This is a genomic window from Streptomyces sp. NPDC012637 (genome assembly GCF_042954805.1).
In the GTDB taxonomy this organism is placed as follows: Bacteria; Actinomycetota; Actinomycetes; order Streptomycetales; family Streptomycetaceae; genus Streptomyces.
Genome location: NZ_JBIBDS010000013.1, coordinates 1 through 17299, shown reverse-complemented (window position 1 = coordinate 17299; position 17299 = coordinate 1). Strand labels below are relative to the sequence as shown.

14 protein-coding genes and 1 pseudogene are annotated in these 17299 nt (G+C 67.7%); 7 read left to right on the top strand and 8 right to left on the bottom strand.

Annotation, left to right across the window (positions count from 1 at the left end):
• Positions 1 to 468 precede the first annotated feature (468 nt).
• From ACFY8W_RS36265 to ACFY8W_RS36240, 6 genes and pseudogenes are all read right to left on the bottom strand, one after another.
• A pseudogene (locus ACFY8W_RS36265) lies at positions 469 to 940 on the bottom strand (hypothetical protein).
• A 366-nt stretch (positions 941 to 1306) separates the two neighbouring features.
• Entirely contained in the window at positions 1307 to 1588 is a 282-nt protein-coding gene (locus ACFY8W_RS36260) for a hypothetical protein (protein ID WP_391115034.1), read from the bottom strand.
• Positions 1589 to 1647: 59 nt separating this feature from the next.
• On the bottom strand, positions 1648 to 3063 hold the full coding sequence (locus ACFY8W_RS36255; protein ID WP_391115033.1) for a transposase: 1416 nt from the start codon (positions 3061 to 3063) through the stop codon (positions 1648 to 1650).
• Positions 2991 to 3404 (bottom strand): transposase family protein, encoded by a 414-nt coding sequence (locus ACFY8W_RS36250; RefSeq protein WP_391115031.1) that lies wholly within the window; start codon positions 3402 to 3404, stop codon positions 2991 to 2993. Before ACFY8W_RS36250 ends, ACFY8W_RS36255 begins: the two co-directional genes overlap by 73 nt.
• 1065 nt (positions 3405 to 4469) lie before the next feature.
• On the bottom strand, positions 4470 to 5150 hold the full coding sequence (locus ACFY8W_RS36245; protein WP_391115028.1) for a DUF1524 domain-containing protein: 681 nt from the start codon (positions 5148 to 5150) through the stop codon (positions 4470 to 4472).
• Between the two features lie 235 nt (positions 5151 to 5385).
• Positions 5386 to 6108, bottom strand: coding sequence for a restriction endonuclease (locus tag ACFY8W_RS36240; protein WP_391115025.1), 723 nt, complete (start codon positions 6106 to 6108; stop codon positions 5386 to 5388).
• Positions 6109 to 6609: 501 nt separating this feature from the next.
• Here ACFY8W_RS36240 and ACFY8W_RS36235 point away from each other — a divergent pair.
• From ACFY8W_RS36235 to ACFY8W_RS36220, 4 genes are all read left to right on the top strand, one after another.
• A complete protein-coding gene (locus ACFY8W_RS36235) occupies positions 6610 to 6798 on the top strand; it encodes a hypothetical protein (protein ID WP_391115023.1) in 189 nt (62 codons plus the stop codon).
• Complete coding sequence (locus ACFY8W_RS36230) at positions 6798 to 6932, top strand: DUF6207 family protein (RefSeq protein WP_391115179.1); 135 nt, start codon at positions 6798 to 6800, stop codon at positions 6930 to 6932. Before ACFY8W_RS36235 ends, ACFY8W_RS36230 begins: the two co-directional genes overlap by 1 nt.
• Positions 6933 to 7035: 103 nt before the next feature.
• A complete protein-coding gene (locus tag ACFY8W_RS36225; protein ID WP_391115021.1) occupies positions 7036 to 7551 on the top strand; it encodes a hypothetical protein in 516 nt (171 codons plus the stop codon).
• A gap of 615 nt (positions 7552 to 8166) precedes the next feature.
• The gene (locus ACFY8W_RS36220; RefSeq protein WP_391115018.1) at positions 8167 to 8469 is read left to right on the top strand and encodes a hypothetical protein; all 303 of its coding nucleotides are present in this window, start codon (positions 8167 to 8169) and stop codon (positions 8467 to 8469) included.
• A 226-nt stretch (positions 8470 to 8695) separates the two neighbouring features.
• Here ACFY8W_RS36220 and ACFY8W_RS36215 read toward each other — a convergent pair whose 3' ends face one another.
• A complete protein-coding gene (locus ACFY8W_RS36215) occupies positions 8696 to 8902 on the bottom strand; it encodes a hypothetical protein (protein WP_391115016.1) in 207 nt (68 codons plus the stop codon).
• 728 nt (positions 8903 to 9630) lie between these two features.
• Between ACFY8W_RS36215 and ACFY8W_RS36210 the strand changes: the two genes are divergently transcribed.
• Positions 9631 to 11820, top strand: coding sequence for a SpoIIE family protein phosphatase (locus ACFY8W_RS36210; protein ID WP_391115176.1), 2190 nt, complete (start codon positions 9631 to 9633; stop codon positions 11818 to 11820).
• Here ACFY8W_RS36210 and ACFY8W_RS36205 read toward each other — a convergent pair.
• Entirely contained in the window at positions 11810 to 12013 is a 204-nt protein-coding gene (locus ACFY8W_RS36205; protein ID WP_391115013.1) for a hypothetical protein, read from the bottom strand. The two genes, ACFY8W_RS36210 and ACFY8W_RS36205, sit on opposite strands and share 11 nt — an antisense overlap.
• Before the next feature lie 96 nt (positions 12014 to 12109).
• Here ACFY8W_RS36205 and ACFY8W_RS36200 point away from each other — a divergent pair, with 96 nt between their 5' ends.
• Positions 12110 to 12643, top strand: a complete 534-nt coding sequence (locus tag ACFY8W_RS36200; RefSeq protein WP_391115010.1) for a hypothetical protein — start codon at positions 12110 to 12112, stop codon at positions 12641 to 12643.
• A 97-nt stretch (positions 12644 to 12740) separates the two neighbouring features.
• On the top strand, positions 12741 to 15155 hold the full coding sequence (locus ACFY8W_RS36195) for a Helicase associated domain protein (protein WP_391115008.1): 2415 nt from the start codon (positions 12741 to 12743) through the stop codon (positions 15153 to 15155).
• The last annotated feature ends 2144 nt before the right edge of the window (positions 15156 to 17299 follow it).

The window sequence follows — 17299 nt, the reverse complement described above, 5'->3', positions numbered from 1 at the left end:
CGTCCCTACCGCTGAGGGGTAGTCAAGCCGCGCTCTCCGCCCTCCCCTCGGGCGGGGCCGCACCTGCGGTCGAGCATCTGGCGCCTTCCGGTCACGGAGAGCACCGGATGTGAAGGGTGACAGTGAAGTGGAGTTCTTCTCGGTCGATGACATCGAGATGTGGTGTCGGGTAGCTCGCTACCTTCTGCACGGCTTGCGCGGTGCACTGCATCTCGGGGCCCTCTGGCGTGAACGTCGGAAGGCAGGTCGGAAGTGAATCCAGCTGGGGCCGGACGTGTCCGGCCCCAGCGCCAACCGGTTGGCCACCCCTACCTTTCAGGTGCCCGGTCAGCGCGCATCAGACAGACCGCAGCCCGGGCGGCCCAGCGCGTGATGGGCAGGACGCTGACCCTCCCAGCCGTGACCGGACAGACGGCGCGAGCGAGGGCCGCAGTGACAGACGCGCGACCGCACAGTCGACAGACGCCGTCATCGGCTGGCGCCCTCGGGCCACAGGATGCTACGGGACCCCGGTCCTCTCCGCGTAAGCCACGACGTCCGCCGTGCCGCCGTACGCCCACGCCGGCTTCCCGTCCCAGACAGCGATCAGCTCGTCGACCAGCCCGACGAGAATCTCGGAACCGGCCCGGTGTGCTTCGGAGGTCGACTCGGTCATGCCGGTCTCGTGGATATCGGCCGCGCGGGACATCAGCTGGTCGTACGCGGGGCGGTGCCATTCCGGCGGGTTCTCGCGGTACTCCAGGGCGGGGATGACAACCTCCAGGCTTCCGCCGTGCTGCAGCACGGTCTCGGCGAACCAGGCGTCGGGGCCGTCGGCGATGCACGAGACAGCGACCAGCTCGCACGCCTGGCCCTGGCCGACAGCCTCGACCAGCATCGCCCGCACCTGCTGCTCGACCTCGGGGCTGAGTCCCCGATGCCCCGTAATCCCCACCCGCATGCTGCTCCTCCTACAGGTATACGCCCTGCAGGCGGTCGTCGAAGTCCCGCACCACCTTGGGCGGTGTGCTGGTCGTGAGGGTACGGCGCATCGCGTAGGCCGCCGCGCTCATCGTCATCGCCCACCGCGGCACCCATGAGCCCCCTCACCACGGCCCGGTCCTGCGCCGGTCCGGTGGCGTCGGGCCGGGCTGTGACGGCGGCGTGGTCGGCGTGATGCCTCCGACCATGGCGGATGTGCTCGCGATGGCGAGCGACCAGGTGGCTTTATCGAGCAGTAGCGGGTTCTGGCACAGATCTTGGGGAGCAGTCGCGGAGGGTGACAGGTTCGTTCGATTGCAGGGAGGGGCAGCGATCTCGGAACCCGTCAGCGTTCGCGCACTCTGGTCCACCACCAGCGCGTCGTTGGCCACTCGTTGTAGTTGGGCTCCGGCAAAGTGCGGCGCTCGAATTCCTCATCGATGCGCGTGATCAGTAGACCCAAGTCCCGTTTGGCTCCGGGAGGAAGGTGCAGCATTGCCTGCTCCAGGTCATCACGGGCATCTCCCACCCCGGGCGAATCAAACGCGGAGGCGTCCAGGTAGCGTCCAGGCTGCTTGAAGGCCCACTCGAAACACGAGAGTGCGTTGGCGACCGCGTTGGGCCACATCTCTTGGTCTTCGACCCGGCGGATCGCTGCACGAGTCCGCCCGGAGACACCGTGGACCCTCAGGACCGGATACTGCCATCGTGGCCGCCACCGCTCTGCGCGGACGGCCTTGGGGCGCCTACGCGGCATCGCCCTTTCGGATCAACATGAGGCCATCTTGCCACGGCTGGGCACGTGGGTGATTCCCCTGTCCACACACCCACCGCGGCAAATGTTCCCGCTTCTCGGTTCTGTGCAGATCTCGGGGCGTCTCGGAGTGTCACTGGAGCAGGATCATCTTGCGTAGGAGTTCGAATCCGGCTCGGCCGTAGAGCTGCCGTTTGATCTTTTTGATGCGGTTGACGGCGCCTTCGATGCTTCCGGAGCTCCAGTCGAGAGTGAGGCCGGCTGTCACGGCGTCGAGGTCTCGGAGTAGGTGGAGTGCGAAGCCGGTGAGGCCGGGGTAGCTGGCTAGCGTCGACTGCGTCGATCCAGGCAGGGAGCGTGCCGCCGAGGCGGTCGGTGAGGATTTCTCCGAAACTGCGGACGTGTCCGGCGGCCGTGTCCAGTTCAGGGCAGCGGGCCAGGACCTCCTTCAGGCCGGCCCGGTCGTCCTCGGCCAAGGTCGTGGGGTGGCGGGTGAGCCAGCCGGTCACCTGCCGTACCGTCGGCGGCCGTGGCGGTGCGGCGGCGGGAGCCGCGCGCAAGGTGGCGATGTGAGCTTGCTCGGTAATCAGCTCGCCGTACAGTCGGGTGACGCTGGTGCATCCCTCAGCGAATCGCCGTTCCAGATAGGGCTTGTAGGGGTCCAGTCTGCTGGGTCGGGGCCGGTTTTCGCGGATGGTGTCCTGCCAGCGTGCGGCGTTCGCGTACCGGAGCACGGTGTTGAGGCCCCAGCCCAGGTGCCGGGCGATCGCCCGGCGTGAGTGTCCCTGGGCGAGCAACTCATGGACCAGGGCGTGTGCAGCCTTCTTCCGTTCGGCCCGCCGGCCGAGCGGTGCCGAGTCGCCCTGCGGCCGACCGGAAGCCAGTCGGGTGACCTCCGGCAACATTCCGCTGGGCATCGGGTTGCGCAGGCAGTCGCGGTGGGCGGCGACGCAGGTCTCCACCGCCCGGCCGAGGCCCTGCCACAGATGGAACCGGTCGGCGATCTGCAGCGCATCGGGGGCACCGCGCCGGGCGCCCTCGGCATAGGCGCCCGCCCGGTCCCGGCAGATGATCTCCACGCCGGGATGGCTGATCAGCCAGGCGGCCAGCGGCCCGGCATCACGAGTCGGGAGCACATCGACCACGCGATGGTCTTCGACGCTGGTCAAGACGGTGGAGTAGGTCTGGCCGCGACGGATCGCGAAGTCGTCCACGCCCAGGACCCGCGGCGTGCTGAACCGTGGATCGGGCAAGGCCATGACCCTGCGTAACAGGGTCATTCTTCCCGCGCCGAAGCCCAACTGGGCAGCCAGCCGAGCGCCGGCCCGCCCGGCGAGGGCGAGACCCATCCGCTCCAGAGCGTGGTTGAGCCGCGTGGTGAACCGTGCGTACGGGCGGCCAACCGGGAGAACGGCTCGGCGAACGTCCGGCGCGGGCAGTCCGCCGACCCGCAGATGAAGCGCCGGACTGTCAGCCGGATTACAAAGCCCTGCTCAGCGAGTGGAAGGTCCTTCAGCCTGCGCTGGTATCGGTCGTGGACTCGGTCCGAGAAGCGGCCGCAGTCCGGACACGCTGCCGCGGCCGCCGCGGCCTCTCGCCACCACCTCGACCGTGCCGAAAGCGGCCGAAACAGCCTCGACCTCCACCTAGTCGATCCCGTCGAACACCAGCGAGTCCCAGAACGGTGCATCGGTCTGCATGGCCAGCACCATCACCGTCCACAGCCGGCCAGAGCAGCAAACGGAATAACCTGAGGGAGCGTCACTTCCGGCTGTCAGACGCCAAGGCGTACGCCGTGTCGTACGAGCCAGCCCCTCGCAATCGAACGTCGAGGTAACGCTCCGCGACGGCTCCCCAAGATCTGTGCCAGAACCCCGATCTCGCGTACAGAGCCAGCCGTAGGACCGGGATCAAGATGCCGATGCCCGCACCGGTGTAGCCCTTGTCCGCGAGCGCCAGCAGGCAGTCGGCGGACGGCGGCCGGCTTGGTGCCGGGGGGCGGCGGTTCGACGCCGCCGCGGGGGCGGCCTTACTTGACCGGGATCCGCAGGTGGCCATTCGCTGCCCTGCAGCCCCGCGGTGATGCCGGCGCGCTGCCGCATCCAGCGTCGCAAAAGGTCCTCGGCGTGAACGCCGAGCTCGACGGGGCCGTCCTCGAGCAGGAGGCGGGGCCGCTTCCTCACCTTGGGCGAGAGCCGCAGCGTCGGGGTGAAGCGGCTCGCGGAGCTTTGCACCGGGGCGTCTGGGAGCCGATCGCCGAGGACAGCTCTGAAGCAGCTTGGCCTTTCACGGGCGCGGGTGAGGGCCGGCCGCCCGCGCTCGGGGGCGGGTTGCGGGCGGCCGATCCTTCGGGCTTCCGTCCTGTCGGATGCCATGTTTCAGACTGTACGTCGCGGTGTCCCGAGCGGCCTGGCGGCAGGGCGTTGATCAGGCTGCGCGGGTGATCCGGGGCCGGGTATATGGCGGAGCTGCTCTGCTCTCCCGACTCCCGGAGGGCAGCGAGACGGAGGGCGTTCGCCCCAGAGTCGTCCGTTGCCGCTACCTCACCCCTCCCATCGTCCAGGGCTGGCCGGGCGAGAACGTCATATCCGGTGAGGGGACCGTGCTCAAGCCCAGCCTAGGAGTTGACGCCGAACCTGATCCTCCCCGCGATCTCGCCGCGCGGGGCGTCGTCCACCGGTCTGCCGTCGCCCGGGCCCGTGGGCGACTCGGGCGGCATCTACGAGGTGCTGACGGCGCTCAGGCCGTGGCCTGCCTACGGGGCGACCGTGTAGTGAACGACCTGCTCGTTGCAGGGTCCGCCAACGTAGACGTTGATGGCGTCGATCTCGGCCTGGTCGGCGGACAGGCCCCAGCGCAGCTTGGTGGCGACCCACTCGCCGAGATAGCGGCAGGTCGCGCTCGGCGCCGGGGGCATCCACTCGGCCGGGTCCCGATCAGCCTTCGCCCTGTTCGACCGGGCCGTCACGGCGACGAGGCTGGTGGAGGCTTCCTGGTCGTTGGCGTAGGCCTCCCTCCGCGCGGGCGTCCAGGCGCTGGCGCCCGAGTCCCAGGCCTCGGCGAGCGGGACCATGTGGTCGATGTCGAGCTTGCTGGGGTCGGTGACTTCCTGCTCGTCGTAGTACGACAGCCACTCACCCTCACCGACCTTGCATCCGGCCCCGACCGCAGGCGCCTCTGTCGCCTCGGCCAAAAGCACCTCGTTGCGGGTGTGACAGCCGTCGGCCGGGTCGAGACCAGCGTTCCAGTGCTTGAACTTCGTGCGCGCGTAGCCGTCGCGGGACTCGTCAGCGACGGGGATCTGGTCGATCGCGTATGTCAGGGGCAGGGTCTGGGCGGCACCCGGAGCAGCAACAGCGTGCGCGGATGCCGGGACGGCGAGCGGGGTCAGGGCGAGGGTGAGCGCGGTGAGGCCGCGGGCAATGTTCTTGATCACGAACGCATGGATAGCGGCCCGGGTGGCGCCCTGTCTGGCGATCACCGCAAGACTCGTCCAGGCGGGCGATCCGGTTCACCGGAGAAACGTCCCGCTCCCAGAATTGCGCTGGTCGCCGACCCAAACCGCGTCAGGCGCTACCGCACCACGTCACATTGGCGGCACCGTACCCCTGCCCGACACCACGAAGCCCCGGAGCCATCACTCCGGGGCTTCATGCTGGTCAAGATCGACGTCAGGACAACGACGTGGGCCGGCGAGGAGGAGGCACCTCTCGCAGCAGTTCCCAAAGCGGGCGCGAGCCGCTTGCCCACTCGCCCAGCACGGCGCGGTCGACCAGGTGCAGACGCTGGGAGCGGGCGAACTCCACGGCTGGCTTCGAGAACCGCCCGTTGGTGACGAGCACGACCACGTCGCCCTTGTGCACCGGCCGGCCGGTGCCGTTGAGGACGTGCAGGTCAGGGGTGCCGACCGGGGACCCGGCCAGTCCGGCCTGCCGGTGCTTGCACTGGATCACCCAGCGCCGCCCGTACGGGTCGGTCGCCTTCACGTCCGCGCCGTTGTCCCCGGCACCACCGACTCGGACCGCGTCCGCGCATCCGTCGCGCCGCATCAGGTCCCGCACCGCGTGCTCGAACTGCCGGTGATGCAGGGCGTCCAGCTGCGTCAGCGCGTAACGCAGTCCCTGGGACTTGACCCGCTCCCACTGCGCGGCCCTTTGCCGGGTGACCAGCCAGGCCGTCACCGCCCCGCCGACGAGCAGCACCAGGACGACGAGCACCCATAGGTGGGAGGCCAGGAAGCTGAGCAGGCCCATGAGCAGCGCCCAGGCGATGACCAGGCCGCCGCCCACGAGGACGAGCTGCTCGCCGCCGGATGTCTTCCGTGACCGCCGACGGGCCGGGCGCCGGCGCGCGGGCGGGCGCCGGCTCACCGGGCGCTCGCGCTGCGGTCCCACTTGATCGGGTACGACACGGTGGGCACCGGACGCGGAGCGGTCTCTTTCCATCCGGGCCAGCGGATCGGGTACGACACCGTCGGGGCCGGGCGGGGCGCGGGCTTGTTCCAGCTGGGCCACTTGATCGGATACGTCACCGACGACGAGGACCGCGGGGCCGGTAACCGGTCCGCACCCGCTCCGGTGCCGCTGGCTGGTGTGCCCGAGCTTCCGAAGATGAACACGGCCGCCACGATGACGCCCGCCAGCCCAACCTGCTTACTCGTCCCGGCCGGCGCCCTCCAGTGCCCCCGCACCACTGTCCCGTCCCGCTTGATGTACCTCTCGATAAACGGCAAGGCCGAAGCCCCCTCCCCTTGGTCGGTCGCGCGCATCTGGCGCAACGGACCAATGTAGAGCGCCTCACTGACAGAGCGTCATGCGGCGGTTGCATTTCGTGATCTTGTTCGGAAGTCGTCAGCGGTGACGGGCCGCGTCACCGCCCAGCCGTACGATGACCGCGTGACACGCCGCGCCCTCGGTACGGGACCGCAGGTCCCCGACCGCATCCATGCCGCCCAGGCCGACCTCCTCGACGAGCCCGGCGCTGCCGTTGTGGAGAGCGTGCAGATCGATGACGAGCGCATCGCCGAACCGGGCCTGGTCGTCCTGGAGGTCACGCCGCTGACGAGGAGACAGCTCGCGCTGTGATGGATGGGCTCCAGCAGCGGTGGGCCACCTCCGGCGTCACGTCGGTGTGGCGCGTGCCGGGCGAAGAGGGCGTGCGGGCGCGGGTGTACGCGGACATCCGTCGTCCTGGCCTACCGGACGCGCCGGCTCTCTAAGCCGGGCCCTGCGCGTATGAAGTTCGGCCAGCGCCTGGCCGAACTTCACAGTTTCCACATATTCGGCGCTCCTTGGCTGCGATGATCGCCAGATAGGTCGTTGATGAGCCGTAACGTACGTATTGCTGCGCTCGCTTCCGCCGCACTCAGTGTGGTCGCCCTGGCGACGCCGAGCCAGGCGGCTTCCACCACCGGCGCCCTGATGATCACGCATGTGCGGCCGAACGCTGCCGGAGCCGACACCAGCGGCACCACCCAGCTCAACCTCAATGGCGAGTACTTCGTCATCAAGAACGTCACCAGCCGCACGGTCAACACCGGCGGCTACATCCCCGACATCACCACCAACACCTACGGCCGCGCCCTGCCCACGTACTACCTGCCGGCCGGGGCCAAGGCGTACGTGCACACCGGCAGCGGCCGCAACTACCGTGACAGCAGCGGTATCCACCACAGCTACCGCGGCTACGCCCGTCACATCCTGCCGAACACCAGCACCGTGAAGAATCCGGACCTGCGGCTGAAGAAGCCCGGCAGCCGCGACGACAACACCGCTACCGGCAGCATCAGCACCTGCAACTGGAATACCGCCGCCAACGGCACCACCTACGGCTGCTGAAAACCCCGCGCCCGCAGCAGAATCCAGTTCTGGCGCCAGGCCCTGCTGCGGGCACTGCCTCCCAGGAAGACCCGCTCGCGCACTTGGAGCTCGCGCGGCGAAGACTGCGGCATCATCCGCACCGTCGCCCGCGGCCACGTCACCGCTGTCATCCTCTGCGGCCACGCCACCTCGACGCTCACCGTCCTCACCATCGCGTACGCGGGCACCCGAAACCCAGCAACGCCATGCAGCCTGGCTGCGGCTGCGAGGAACGGCGGGGTGGAAAGCGGCCCTCACGACATGCTCAGAGGACCGACTGGGCTGCCCCAACTGCGTGCCCGGAGCCGCGCCACGACAGCAGCCAAGAAGGCCGCGACGGGCTGCCGGAGCTGGGACGGCATCCGGGCGGAGAAGGGCTGGCTTTGTTCGCGAAAAGGGGGGTCTGGCTCAGGTTCTGTGGTGCGGCCACGTTGCGTGAATGGATTACCTCGGGGCTGACCGATCCCGATGGCGAGAACGAGCCCCGGGTTAGGTTCTGTCCGGCGGATCTAGCGGAGCCGCCTCTTGAGCAGCCTCGATGCAACCGTGTCCGAGGGGTGTGCTGAGATGGGGCCCTTCGACCAGGGAGGGAAGATGGACAGCAGCGCGCACGAAAGCTGTGGCCCGGTGCAGGGTCTCTCCCCTGATGATCACGTCTTCGTGTCCAAACGCGTCTTCCGTGGGCAGCCGGTCATGCGTGTGCACCTCGATGAGGACGGAGACTGGCAGGCATTTTCGGGTGCCGAACCACGCTGGTTCGGACGCCCGCGACTGCTTCACGCAACTCACCTACTGGAGCGCGATCCGTCGTTGGCCAGCCTTCCGGCCCTGCCGCTGGGCCACCTCGCGACCCGCGATGAGGCTTCCGGAACAACCTGGCAGGTCTTCCAGGGGTGATCCATCAGGAACGGAGCCAAAGCCGGACCGCAGCGGCGGTGACGGTGCCGTGGAAGACGTAGGCCCTCTTGTCAAGTGAACGCCGTACCGGGGCAGGCGGTTTAGGGCCGACGCCTGAATCACCTGAGCGTGTTGGGACGACAACGCCTCCGCCAGCCTCACGTGACGACTCACGCTCGGCCTGGAAGAGACGGAGAGAGGGCCGGAGTTGCTCGCGGTGGCGGCCCTACTTGAACACCGCGATTACCACCGCAAGTACGGCGCTGATCACCATCAGAGCCATCGCGAACGCCTTACCCGACGTAGAAACAGACTCGGGCACCGGGCTCCCACCCCAGCGGGCGACAGCGAACGCGATGCCGGCCACCAAGAACGAGAAGACCACCGCCAGGCCGATCGACAACAGCACCACCAGGGTGTGGGTGACGTCCACGACTCCCCTCCAGATTCACTTCGCGGGTTGCGGCACACCGTCGCACCGCACTGAATTGACGATCCACCCCCCACCTGCGCGGATGAACCGGTTGGATGTTGTTTGCGGGACAACGTGGGGTTGTTTGATGAACAACCCGATCCGGAGGGGACGACGTGGGGACAGCAAAGCGGCCCGGGCGGCCGTGGGCGGAGGCTCGTGGGGCGTGCCAGGAGATCAACGAACTCGTTCACATCCTTCGCGGCTGGCTCGACACGTCCAATGTGTCCGTTGCGAAGCTGCACCGTCTCCTGACCCCGGAACACTTCGACGGCAACTCCATCCCGCCGATCTGGCGATTACGTGAGCAGCTCAACGGCGTGGGCTTGACTTGGGAAGTCGCTGAGGCCGTCGCGGACATCTGCTTCCCGGCTGAGACGGGGCAGGAGGCAGCTCACCGGCTCGAGAAGGTTCGGCCGTTGTGGACCGCAGCGAGCACCTCACCTACCACGGCTCGTACTGATCCGGCATACGACCTTGTCGAGGCGCAGCAGCACACGATCCGCGCGTTGGAAGAGCTCAACCGTGTGCGCCAGGCGTACGAGGTAAGCGAACAAGCCCGGCTACAGGCCTTGCAGGTGGCCACGGTCCTGTTCGCGCTGCTCGGCCAGACGCAGGCTCAGGTAGCCCAGCTGACACGGCAGCTCGATGCCATCCGTGCCGCTGGTGGTTCCCGACCCCTCGACACGCTGAGGACCGAGAATCGCCTCGGGCGGGCTCAAAAGCAGGCCGAGGACCTCCGCCTCCAACTTGCACGAGCTGAGGAAGAACGAGACAGGGCACAGCAGGTCGCGGATCTTGCAGCCCGCCAGATCAGCCAACTAGAGGAGGAGCTCCGCGGCCTCAGGCCCGGTACGGAACCCGGCTTCCATGTGCCCAGCGGAGCGGAGGTGGCAGTCCCCGGACCGGCCGGAACCACTACGGACGACGACGCTCTTGACCAGGTTGACGCTGCCCTGCAGAAGGCACGCGACGTTCTCGACCGAGAGCACGAGGCCGTTCGGGAAGCCGCCGAGGACGTCGGATGGTGGGATGGCGAGAATGCCGAACACCAAGGCGGAGTCGTCCCCGGCCAAGTCGTACGAGACGAGCCGACGACACGAGACGACGCCCCGGGGTTGTTCGAGACAACCCCTAATAACCCTCCTACCAGCGCGGCTACACCAGGCGCCGGAGCGGAACTCGTGGTTCGGGGAGCCAGCGACTTCATGCGGTTTGTCGGGGCGGCGACCCGGCGGATCTCGCGCGGCATAGATCTCGACGAGATCGTGCTCGGTCTCTGCCGAGCGTCCGTGCCGACCTTCTCCGACGCGATCCTGGTCTACCTCCGCGACCCGCTCCCGGTGGGCGACGAGCGGCCGGTAGCGCCGTTCGTGCTGAGGCTGCGGCGCGCCGACCGGCTGCGGTTAGATGAGGTGGAGGGCGAGGAGCGCACGCTCGTCCCGGATTCGGACCCCCTCGCGGCCGAACTCTGTGCCGTGCGTTCCGGAGGGGCGCTCGCCGAAGTGTTGCGCGGTGTCCGGCCGGTCTTCGGCGACTCCGCGGCCGCCCGGGCCGCGCTGCTGGAGCTTCTCGGGCCTGAGTATGTCCTGCCAAGTCCTCGCCGGGCGATCCTGGCGCCGCTGAGAGGGCGGCGCCGGGTGATCGGTACCGCTGTCTTCCTGCGCCGCCCCGAGCGCTCGGGCTTCGGGCCGAACGACCTGCTCGGCGCGAATCAGCTCGCCACCCAAACCGCGCTCGGTATCGACAAGGCCGTGCTGTACGGGCGCGAGGCCTCCATCGCCGACGAGCTGCAGCGCAGGATGCTGCCAGCCTCGCTGCCGCAACTGACCGGCGCACGGCTCGTCTCTCGATATCTGCCAGCCGCCGAAACGGCCCGGGTCGGCGGTGACTGGTACGACGCGATCCCGCTCCCCGGTCACCGAGTGGCACTGGTCGTCGGCGACGTCATGGGCCACTCCATGGCCTCCGCTGCGATCATGGGTCAGCTGCGGATGGCCGCGCAGACCCTGGCCGGCCTCGACCTGCCGGCAGACGAAGTCTTGAGGCGTCTCGACCAGCAGGCACAGGCACTGGGCCATGACCGGCTAGCAACCTGCACGTACGTGGTGTACGACCCTGTCTCGCACCGGATCACGATCGCCAACGCGGGCCATCCGCCGCCGATACTGCTCCACCTCGGCGGCCGGGCGGAAGTCCTGCGGGTCCCGTCCGGGACGCCGATCGGCGTGGGCGGGGTCGAATTCGAGGCGGTTGAGTTGGACGCGCCACCCAGCTCCACGTTGCTGCTGTACACGGACGGTCTGGTCGAGTCCCGGCTGCGGGACGTGTGGACAGGGATCGAGCAGCTACGGGAGCGTCTGGCCACCACTGCCCAGCTAACAGGACGGGACCAGCCACCGCCCCTGGAGGCGCTCTGCGACCATGTCCTCGACATGCTCGGCCCCGGCGACCGCGACGACGACATCGCGCTGCTCGCCGCCCGTTTCGACGGGATCGCGCCCAACAATGTGGCGTACTGGTTTCTGGAGCCGGAGGACGCAGCACCAGAAAGGGCCCGGCGGCTCGCCCGGCGGGCGCTGGTCCGCTGGGAATTGGAGGAGATCTCCGACTCTGTCGAGCTGTTGATCAGCGAGGTCGTCACGAACGCCGTACGGTACGCAGAGCGGCCGGTGACCCTGCGGCTCCTCAAGACTGACGTGCTGCGCTGCGAGGTCGGCGACGACTCTCCGCAGTTGCCCCGGCGACGGTGGGCGCGGGACACGGACGAGAGCGGTCGCGGCCTAGCAGTGGTTGAAGCCCTGTCATCACGGTGGGGGGCAGTGCCAACATACGGCGGGAAGGCAGTGTGGTTCGAGGTCGATCTTGCTAGCCCGTGAGCCTTGCGGCGGCGGGCCAGTTCTGGGGCACGACGTCCTTCAGGCCGATGCGCATCCCGGTGGTGCCGACGGAGACGAAGTCGGTGAGGTGGTAGTCGAAGAACATCGTGTGGTCGGACTCCTTGGGGACCGTGCCGCGGATGTAGACGGTGTAGGAGCTGGTGCCGACCTGCCCCGACGACCGGACCCACACGGTGGTGACCTGCAGGGCGGTGCAGACTTCGAACCGGGACTTGAGGTAGAAACTCCATCCACAAGCACTGTCAGTGTCTGTCCTTACGATCACCGCATGCCTGATGCCTTCACCGTCCTGTGGACCCACGACACGTGCCGAGCCCTGCGCAAGGCGGGCCGGGAGGGGGAGCGGCCGTCGGTCGCCTATTCCGGGATCCACCAGTCCCTGCCCGCCTGGTCAGGTGCTCGCGCCGGCGACGAGGTGTACGCGCTGCACGTCAACCGGTGCGAGGTGTTCGTGGTGTCTCGTATGCGGATAGTGGACCGGGAGCACGGCGAATGCTGCGGCGCCGCTCAGGCGACGTGGCAGGATCCGCCGTTCCCGGGGCACGACGACTGGTGGATGCTCGGTGCCGGGGGCTGCGGCGCCAGGCCGGTTCATGTGGACGCGACACCCGTCCGCTTCGACATGCCGATACCCGGCGAGCTGCTGCCAGCGCTCACCTGGCGCAGCGCCCGGGGGAAGACCCGCAACCTGAAGTACGTGGTGGACGGCCGGCTGGAGCGTTCGGTCAGCCTCCAGGGCTTCTACCGGCTCACTGCCGAGTCCGCCGACGCGCTGGCCGGTCTCGTCACTAGCGCCGCGTGAACGGCCAAGACACACACCCAGCGCACCAGTAACCGTACGAACCGAGCGCACTCCTGTGCGCCCCTGAACTCCCGGTCAATGCGGGAGGATGTGGGTCATGGTCACTTCGATCGCGTCCGCTGTCCCTCGCCCTGCTGGCCGTCCTGTGCTGCGTCCGGATCAGGAGCGGGGTCTTGTTGCTGCGGTCAGGCATTTGCGGCGCCCGCGTACCCGGGCTTTGTATGTGGCGGCGACGGGGACGGGTAAGACTCTGGTGTCGATCCGGGTCGCGGACGAGCTCGCGGCGCGTCTGGTTCTGGTCGTTGTGCCCACGTTGGACCTGGCGGCTCAGACGGCGCTGGCGTGGCGCCGTGATGGTCATCTGGAGCACATGGTGATCGTGTCCTCGATGGACACCGGCGCGCACGATGCGCTTGCTGCCCGCCGGGTCGGTTCCACCAGTAGCCCGCAGGCCCTTGCGGCGTTGATGTCGGTGGTGGGGGAGGGGGACGACTGCCTTCCCGCCCTGACGGTTATCTCGACCTATGACTCGCTCGACAAGATCGAGGCGACGCAGCACACCCGCTACACCGTGCCCACTTTCGATCTCGCGATCATGGACGAGGCGCACCGCATCGCCGGCCGGGCGGACAAGAAGTGGGCGATGGTCAACGACGCGGCCCGAATCCATGCCGAGCGCCGTCTCTACATGACGGCCACCCCGCGTAGCTTTGCCGCACCCGACCTCACTGACTCGGCGAACACCGCCCGCCGCCGGCCGCGCCCCGTAACCGAACCGGCGGCGGACGTGGCGGCGAACAGCATGGACAACGAGACCGTCTACGGGAAAAAGGTCTTCGAGTACCCCCTCGCGCAGGCCATCGCCGACAGCGTTGCCGCGGACTACCGCATCGTGGTCCCCACCGTCACCGACACCGAGCTCCGCGCTCGCCTCAACCTCCCCGCCGCCGGCACAACCACGGGTTCGGACCCGCAACCCGAGGGGGCGCTACGCACCACCGCACTCCACCTCGCCGTCCTGAATGCCATGGCCAAGCACTCCATGCGCCGGGTCCTGGTCTTCTTCCACCTGGTCGAGGACTCCGTGCGCTTTACCCGCGAACTGCCCCACACCCTGCGCCGCCTCCGCACAGCAGACCCCGACTGCTTCCCGGGCCTCGACCCCGACGTCTTCCACGTCCACGGCGACCACACCGCCGACCAGCGCGCCGACATCTTCACCCGCTTTGCCGCCTCACCCCGCGCGATCCTCACCAACGCCAAAGTGATCGCCGAAGGCATCGACATCCCCAGCGTCGACGCCGTCGTCTTCGCCGACCCCACCAGCAGCATCACCCGCTGCGTCCAAGGCCTCGGCCGCGCCCTGCGCCTGGACGTCTCCGGCAAGACCGCCAGCCTCATCGTCCCCGTCTACATCCCGCCCAGCGACGACCCCGAGAACATCCTCGGCACCCCATACGAACCGGTCTGGGCCATCACAACCGCCCTGGCCAGCCACGACCACCGCATCCTCGAACGCCTCCCCGACAAGACCAACCGCCTCACCACCGAGACCAGCCGTCTCATCCAGCACCGCTGGCACTTCGACTACACGATCCACCCCGAACGCATCGCCCGAGCCATGGACCTCATCGCGTTCAACCCCCGCGGCGCCCTCACTCGCACCCGCCGCGAAGGCCTCGCCTCCGCCCAAGCCTTCCATGACGCCTACGGCCACCTCGACGTGCCCGCCCGCCACACCGACCCGGCAGGCTTCGAACTCGGCCGCTTCATCACCTCAATGCGCGACGCCGCGACCGCCGGCCGCCTCGAACCCGAGTGGATTGCCGAGCTCGACGCGCTCGGCATGATCTGGGACAAACACCAGGCCGCCTGGCGCGCCCGCCTCACCGCTGCCGCCGACTACCACCAGGCGCACGGACACCTCGCCGCCCCCGCCACCACCCCGATCGGCGCCTGGCTCGCCGAACAACGCTCCCACGCCACCCACCACCGCCTCGACCCCGACCGCACCGCCGACCTGGCGGCCGTCGACCCCGACTGGCAGCTCCCGTACGGCCCGGACTGGCACCGCAAATACCACCAGGTGCGCCGCCACCTCCAGACCGGCCAGCCCCTCACCCCCGACACTCACGCCGGCACAACCAACCTCGGCAGCTGGGCAGCCCGTCAGCTCACCAGCTGGAAGAACCTCGAGCCGGGCCAGCACCGCCTCCTGGCGGCCCTCGGAATCACCCCCGCCACCAGCGATCTCACCCCCCGCCCCACAACCCGGCGGACCTTCGCCCAGACCGTCCAGATCCTCGAACTCTTCCTCCACCGCGAACGCCGCGCACCTGCTGCCCGCGAAACGGTCACCGTCGACGGCGACGCCGTCAAGATCGGTGCCTGGTTCGCCAAGACCCGCACCAAGATGCGCACCGGCCAGCTGGACGCCGAACATGCACGCCTCGTCGCCGCCTTGTTTGACAGCGACTGGACCGAAGAGAACCCCGTACCCGCCTTTGCATGACCTGTCAGGCCGGGCATGCCGTGGCCGCGGTGGAGGCAGGCGGCGCGGCTGATCCCTTCCTGACGAGAGCGGGGCCGTCCCAGGCGGCCTCTCTGCGAAGAACGATGTATCAGCCGACGGGGTTACGGGATTGGCCGACCGTCAAGTAAGCATGAACCCCTAGAGCCACATCGCATCGTGGCGACTACCGCCGCTCCGGCACATGCATCGCCGGCCACGGCGATACACCCCCGCTGCGAGAGGAGCCGGAAGCAAGGAGCCCCGACACCCGCGGCCTGCTGGCCGAGGACGTCGGCCGCCCCCAACAGCCCGGCGAGATGGACGGCTCGAACGACTGCTCGACCGGTATCTGTGCGCCTCCGCGGCTCAGAGACAACGACATGAGATCCGTTGACCGGGCTTGCAAGGCTTCGTTCGAAACCCAGAGTGCTCGACAGCTGTCACACAAGGGTAGAACCGCCAACCAGATGACACGCAATCGCCTGACCATAGTTCATTCTTGACCCAAGCTCTCCTGTGTGGTGGGGTAGGCATGTGACAGCTCCCGCTATCCGCATGACACTTCCGACAGTCGAGGTGCTGAGCCGACTCCTGGAGGCGTCAGCGGATGATCCGCCGTGGGCGGCGAGGATGAGCGCCCAGGCTGGCCTGGGCAAGAGCACGATCTCGCAGATCCTGGCCAGGCTTGTTGCATTGACGTGGGTCGCGCTTCGAGAGGAGCAAGCCCCACACCCGGGTCGCCCACCGCGCATCTTCTGCACTTTGACTGGGGAAGGGCGCCGGCAGGCAGAAGTTGTAGTGGCTGCAAGGAGCGCGAGCCGTCACCCCTGCCCCGAGAAGCCGGCCTCGCCCCGCGAGAACCCGACGCGAAACGATTCCCGCCCAGGTCAACCTGACCCAAGCGCTTCGCCCACCCGCGAAAAGGAAAACCATCAGCAGGACTCACAACCCCGAATGCGAGGCCACTGGCCCATCGACTTCTCAAGGATCAATCTGCACCTCGAAGCAGCAGCTCCCCCTCATGAGGAGGACTGCAACGTTTCAGAAGGGGCATCTGTTGTGCAGCTGGAAGCGCTCAGAGAGGCACACAGGACACTTCGGTCCGTCAACCGGAAGCTCACGAAGGGGTTCATCGGACGGAGCGCAGTCACCTTGGTTCACAGAACTGACCACGAGGAAATCATGCGTGACATCTTGACGGAAGTCATCGACATCCGAAGAAAGGCATTGCGTGCCCACAACTACTGACACTCGCCGAGCTGCCATCACGTTCCGAACGGCGCGACATTAGCTGATCTGTTCAGCTCTTTCCGGTGAATACATTCGAAGACAGTCAAGGTGAGCCCCGAGGTCAGAGCACCACCGTTGAACGGACTACGACGCGTCAGAGGTGACAATGAGATTTGCGGCACGGCGCGGCCTTTGAAAGGCACAGCTTGGCTCTACGAAATCTCAACCCAAGATGCACAACGCAATTGCCTCAGTAGAAAGTCACCGGTATGTCCGATTCGGGCAGATAGGAAGCTGCATAACCCGACGTACATCTCCCGGGACGACCGATCCTGGATTTGTCAACTCTCCCTCAGATTCGCGCATTTTAACTGCGTGCAGAGGCAGGGGGGCTAGAATCCGGATTTCCCGAAAGTGCTCAGCGAAGGAAACTTCCCCCTGCCCTAGCCAGCCGATCCCGCGAAGAAGGGCTCAGGTTCGGAAAAGGAGGTAGCGCGCCAACAAGAGGGAAGGGTTCGGGTGTGGAGCGCAGCGGACGTCCAGTCAGTTTCCCGCAAGCGGAAAACTCCGCTTCAATCTTGAAGAGCGGTCAGTCGGAGCGGGAATAAGCTGGTCTGCTCCGACCCGTCGGGCACCGGCCTCAGGGAAAGGGCCTGGGATCCGGATCCGCCCAAGGTTTTGTCGAGGGAAACGGGCTTCCTTGACCCGCCCAGTGCCACGCTGACCCTTACTGCCCGGCGGAGCCGGTGGGCGGGAGCGCAGCGGACGCCCCGTCAATTCTCGCGAAGCGGGAATTTGACTCCCTTTTAGGATTGGAGCGCAGCGAAAATCTTATCTAGCCCTCCGCGGAGCGGAGGGAATTCGCGCAGCGAATTCTTGCAATGCGCGCAGCGCATTGATACCCGCTCCGCGGG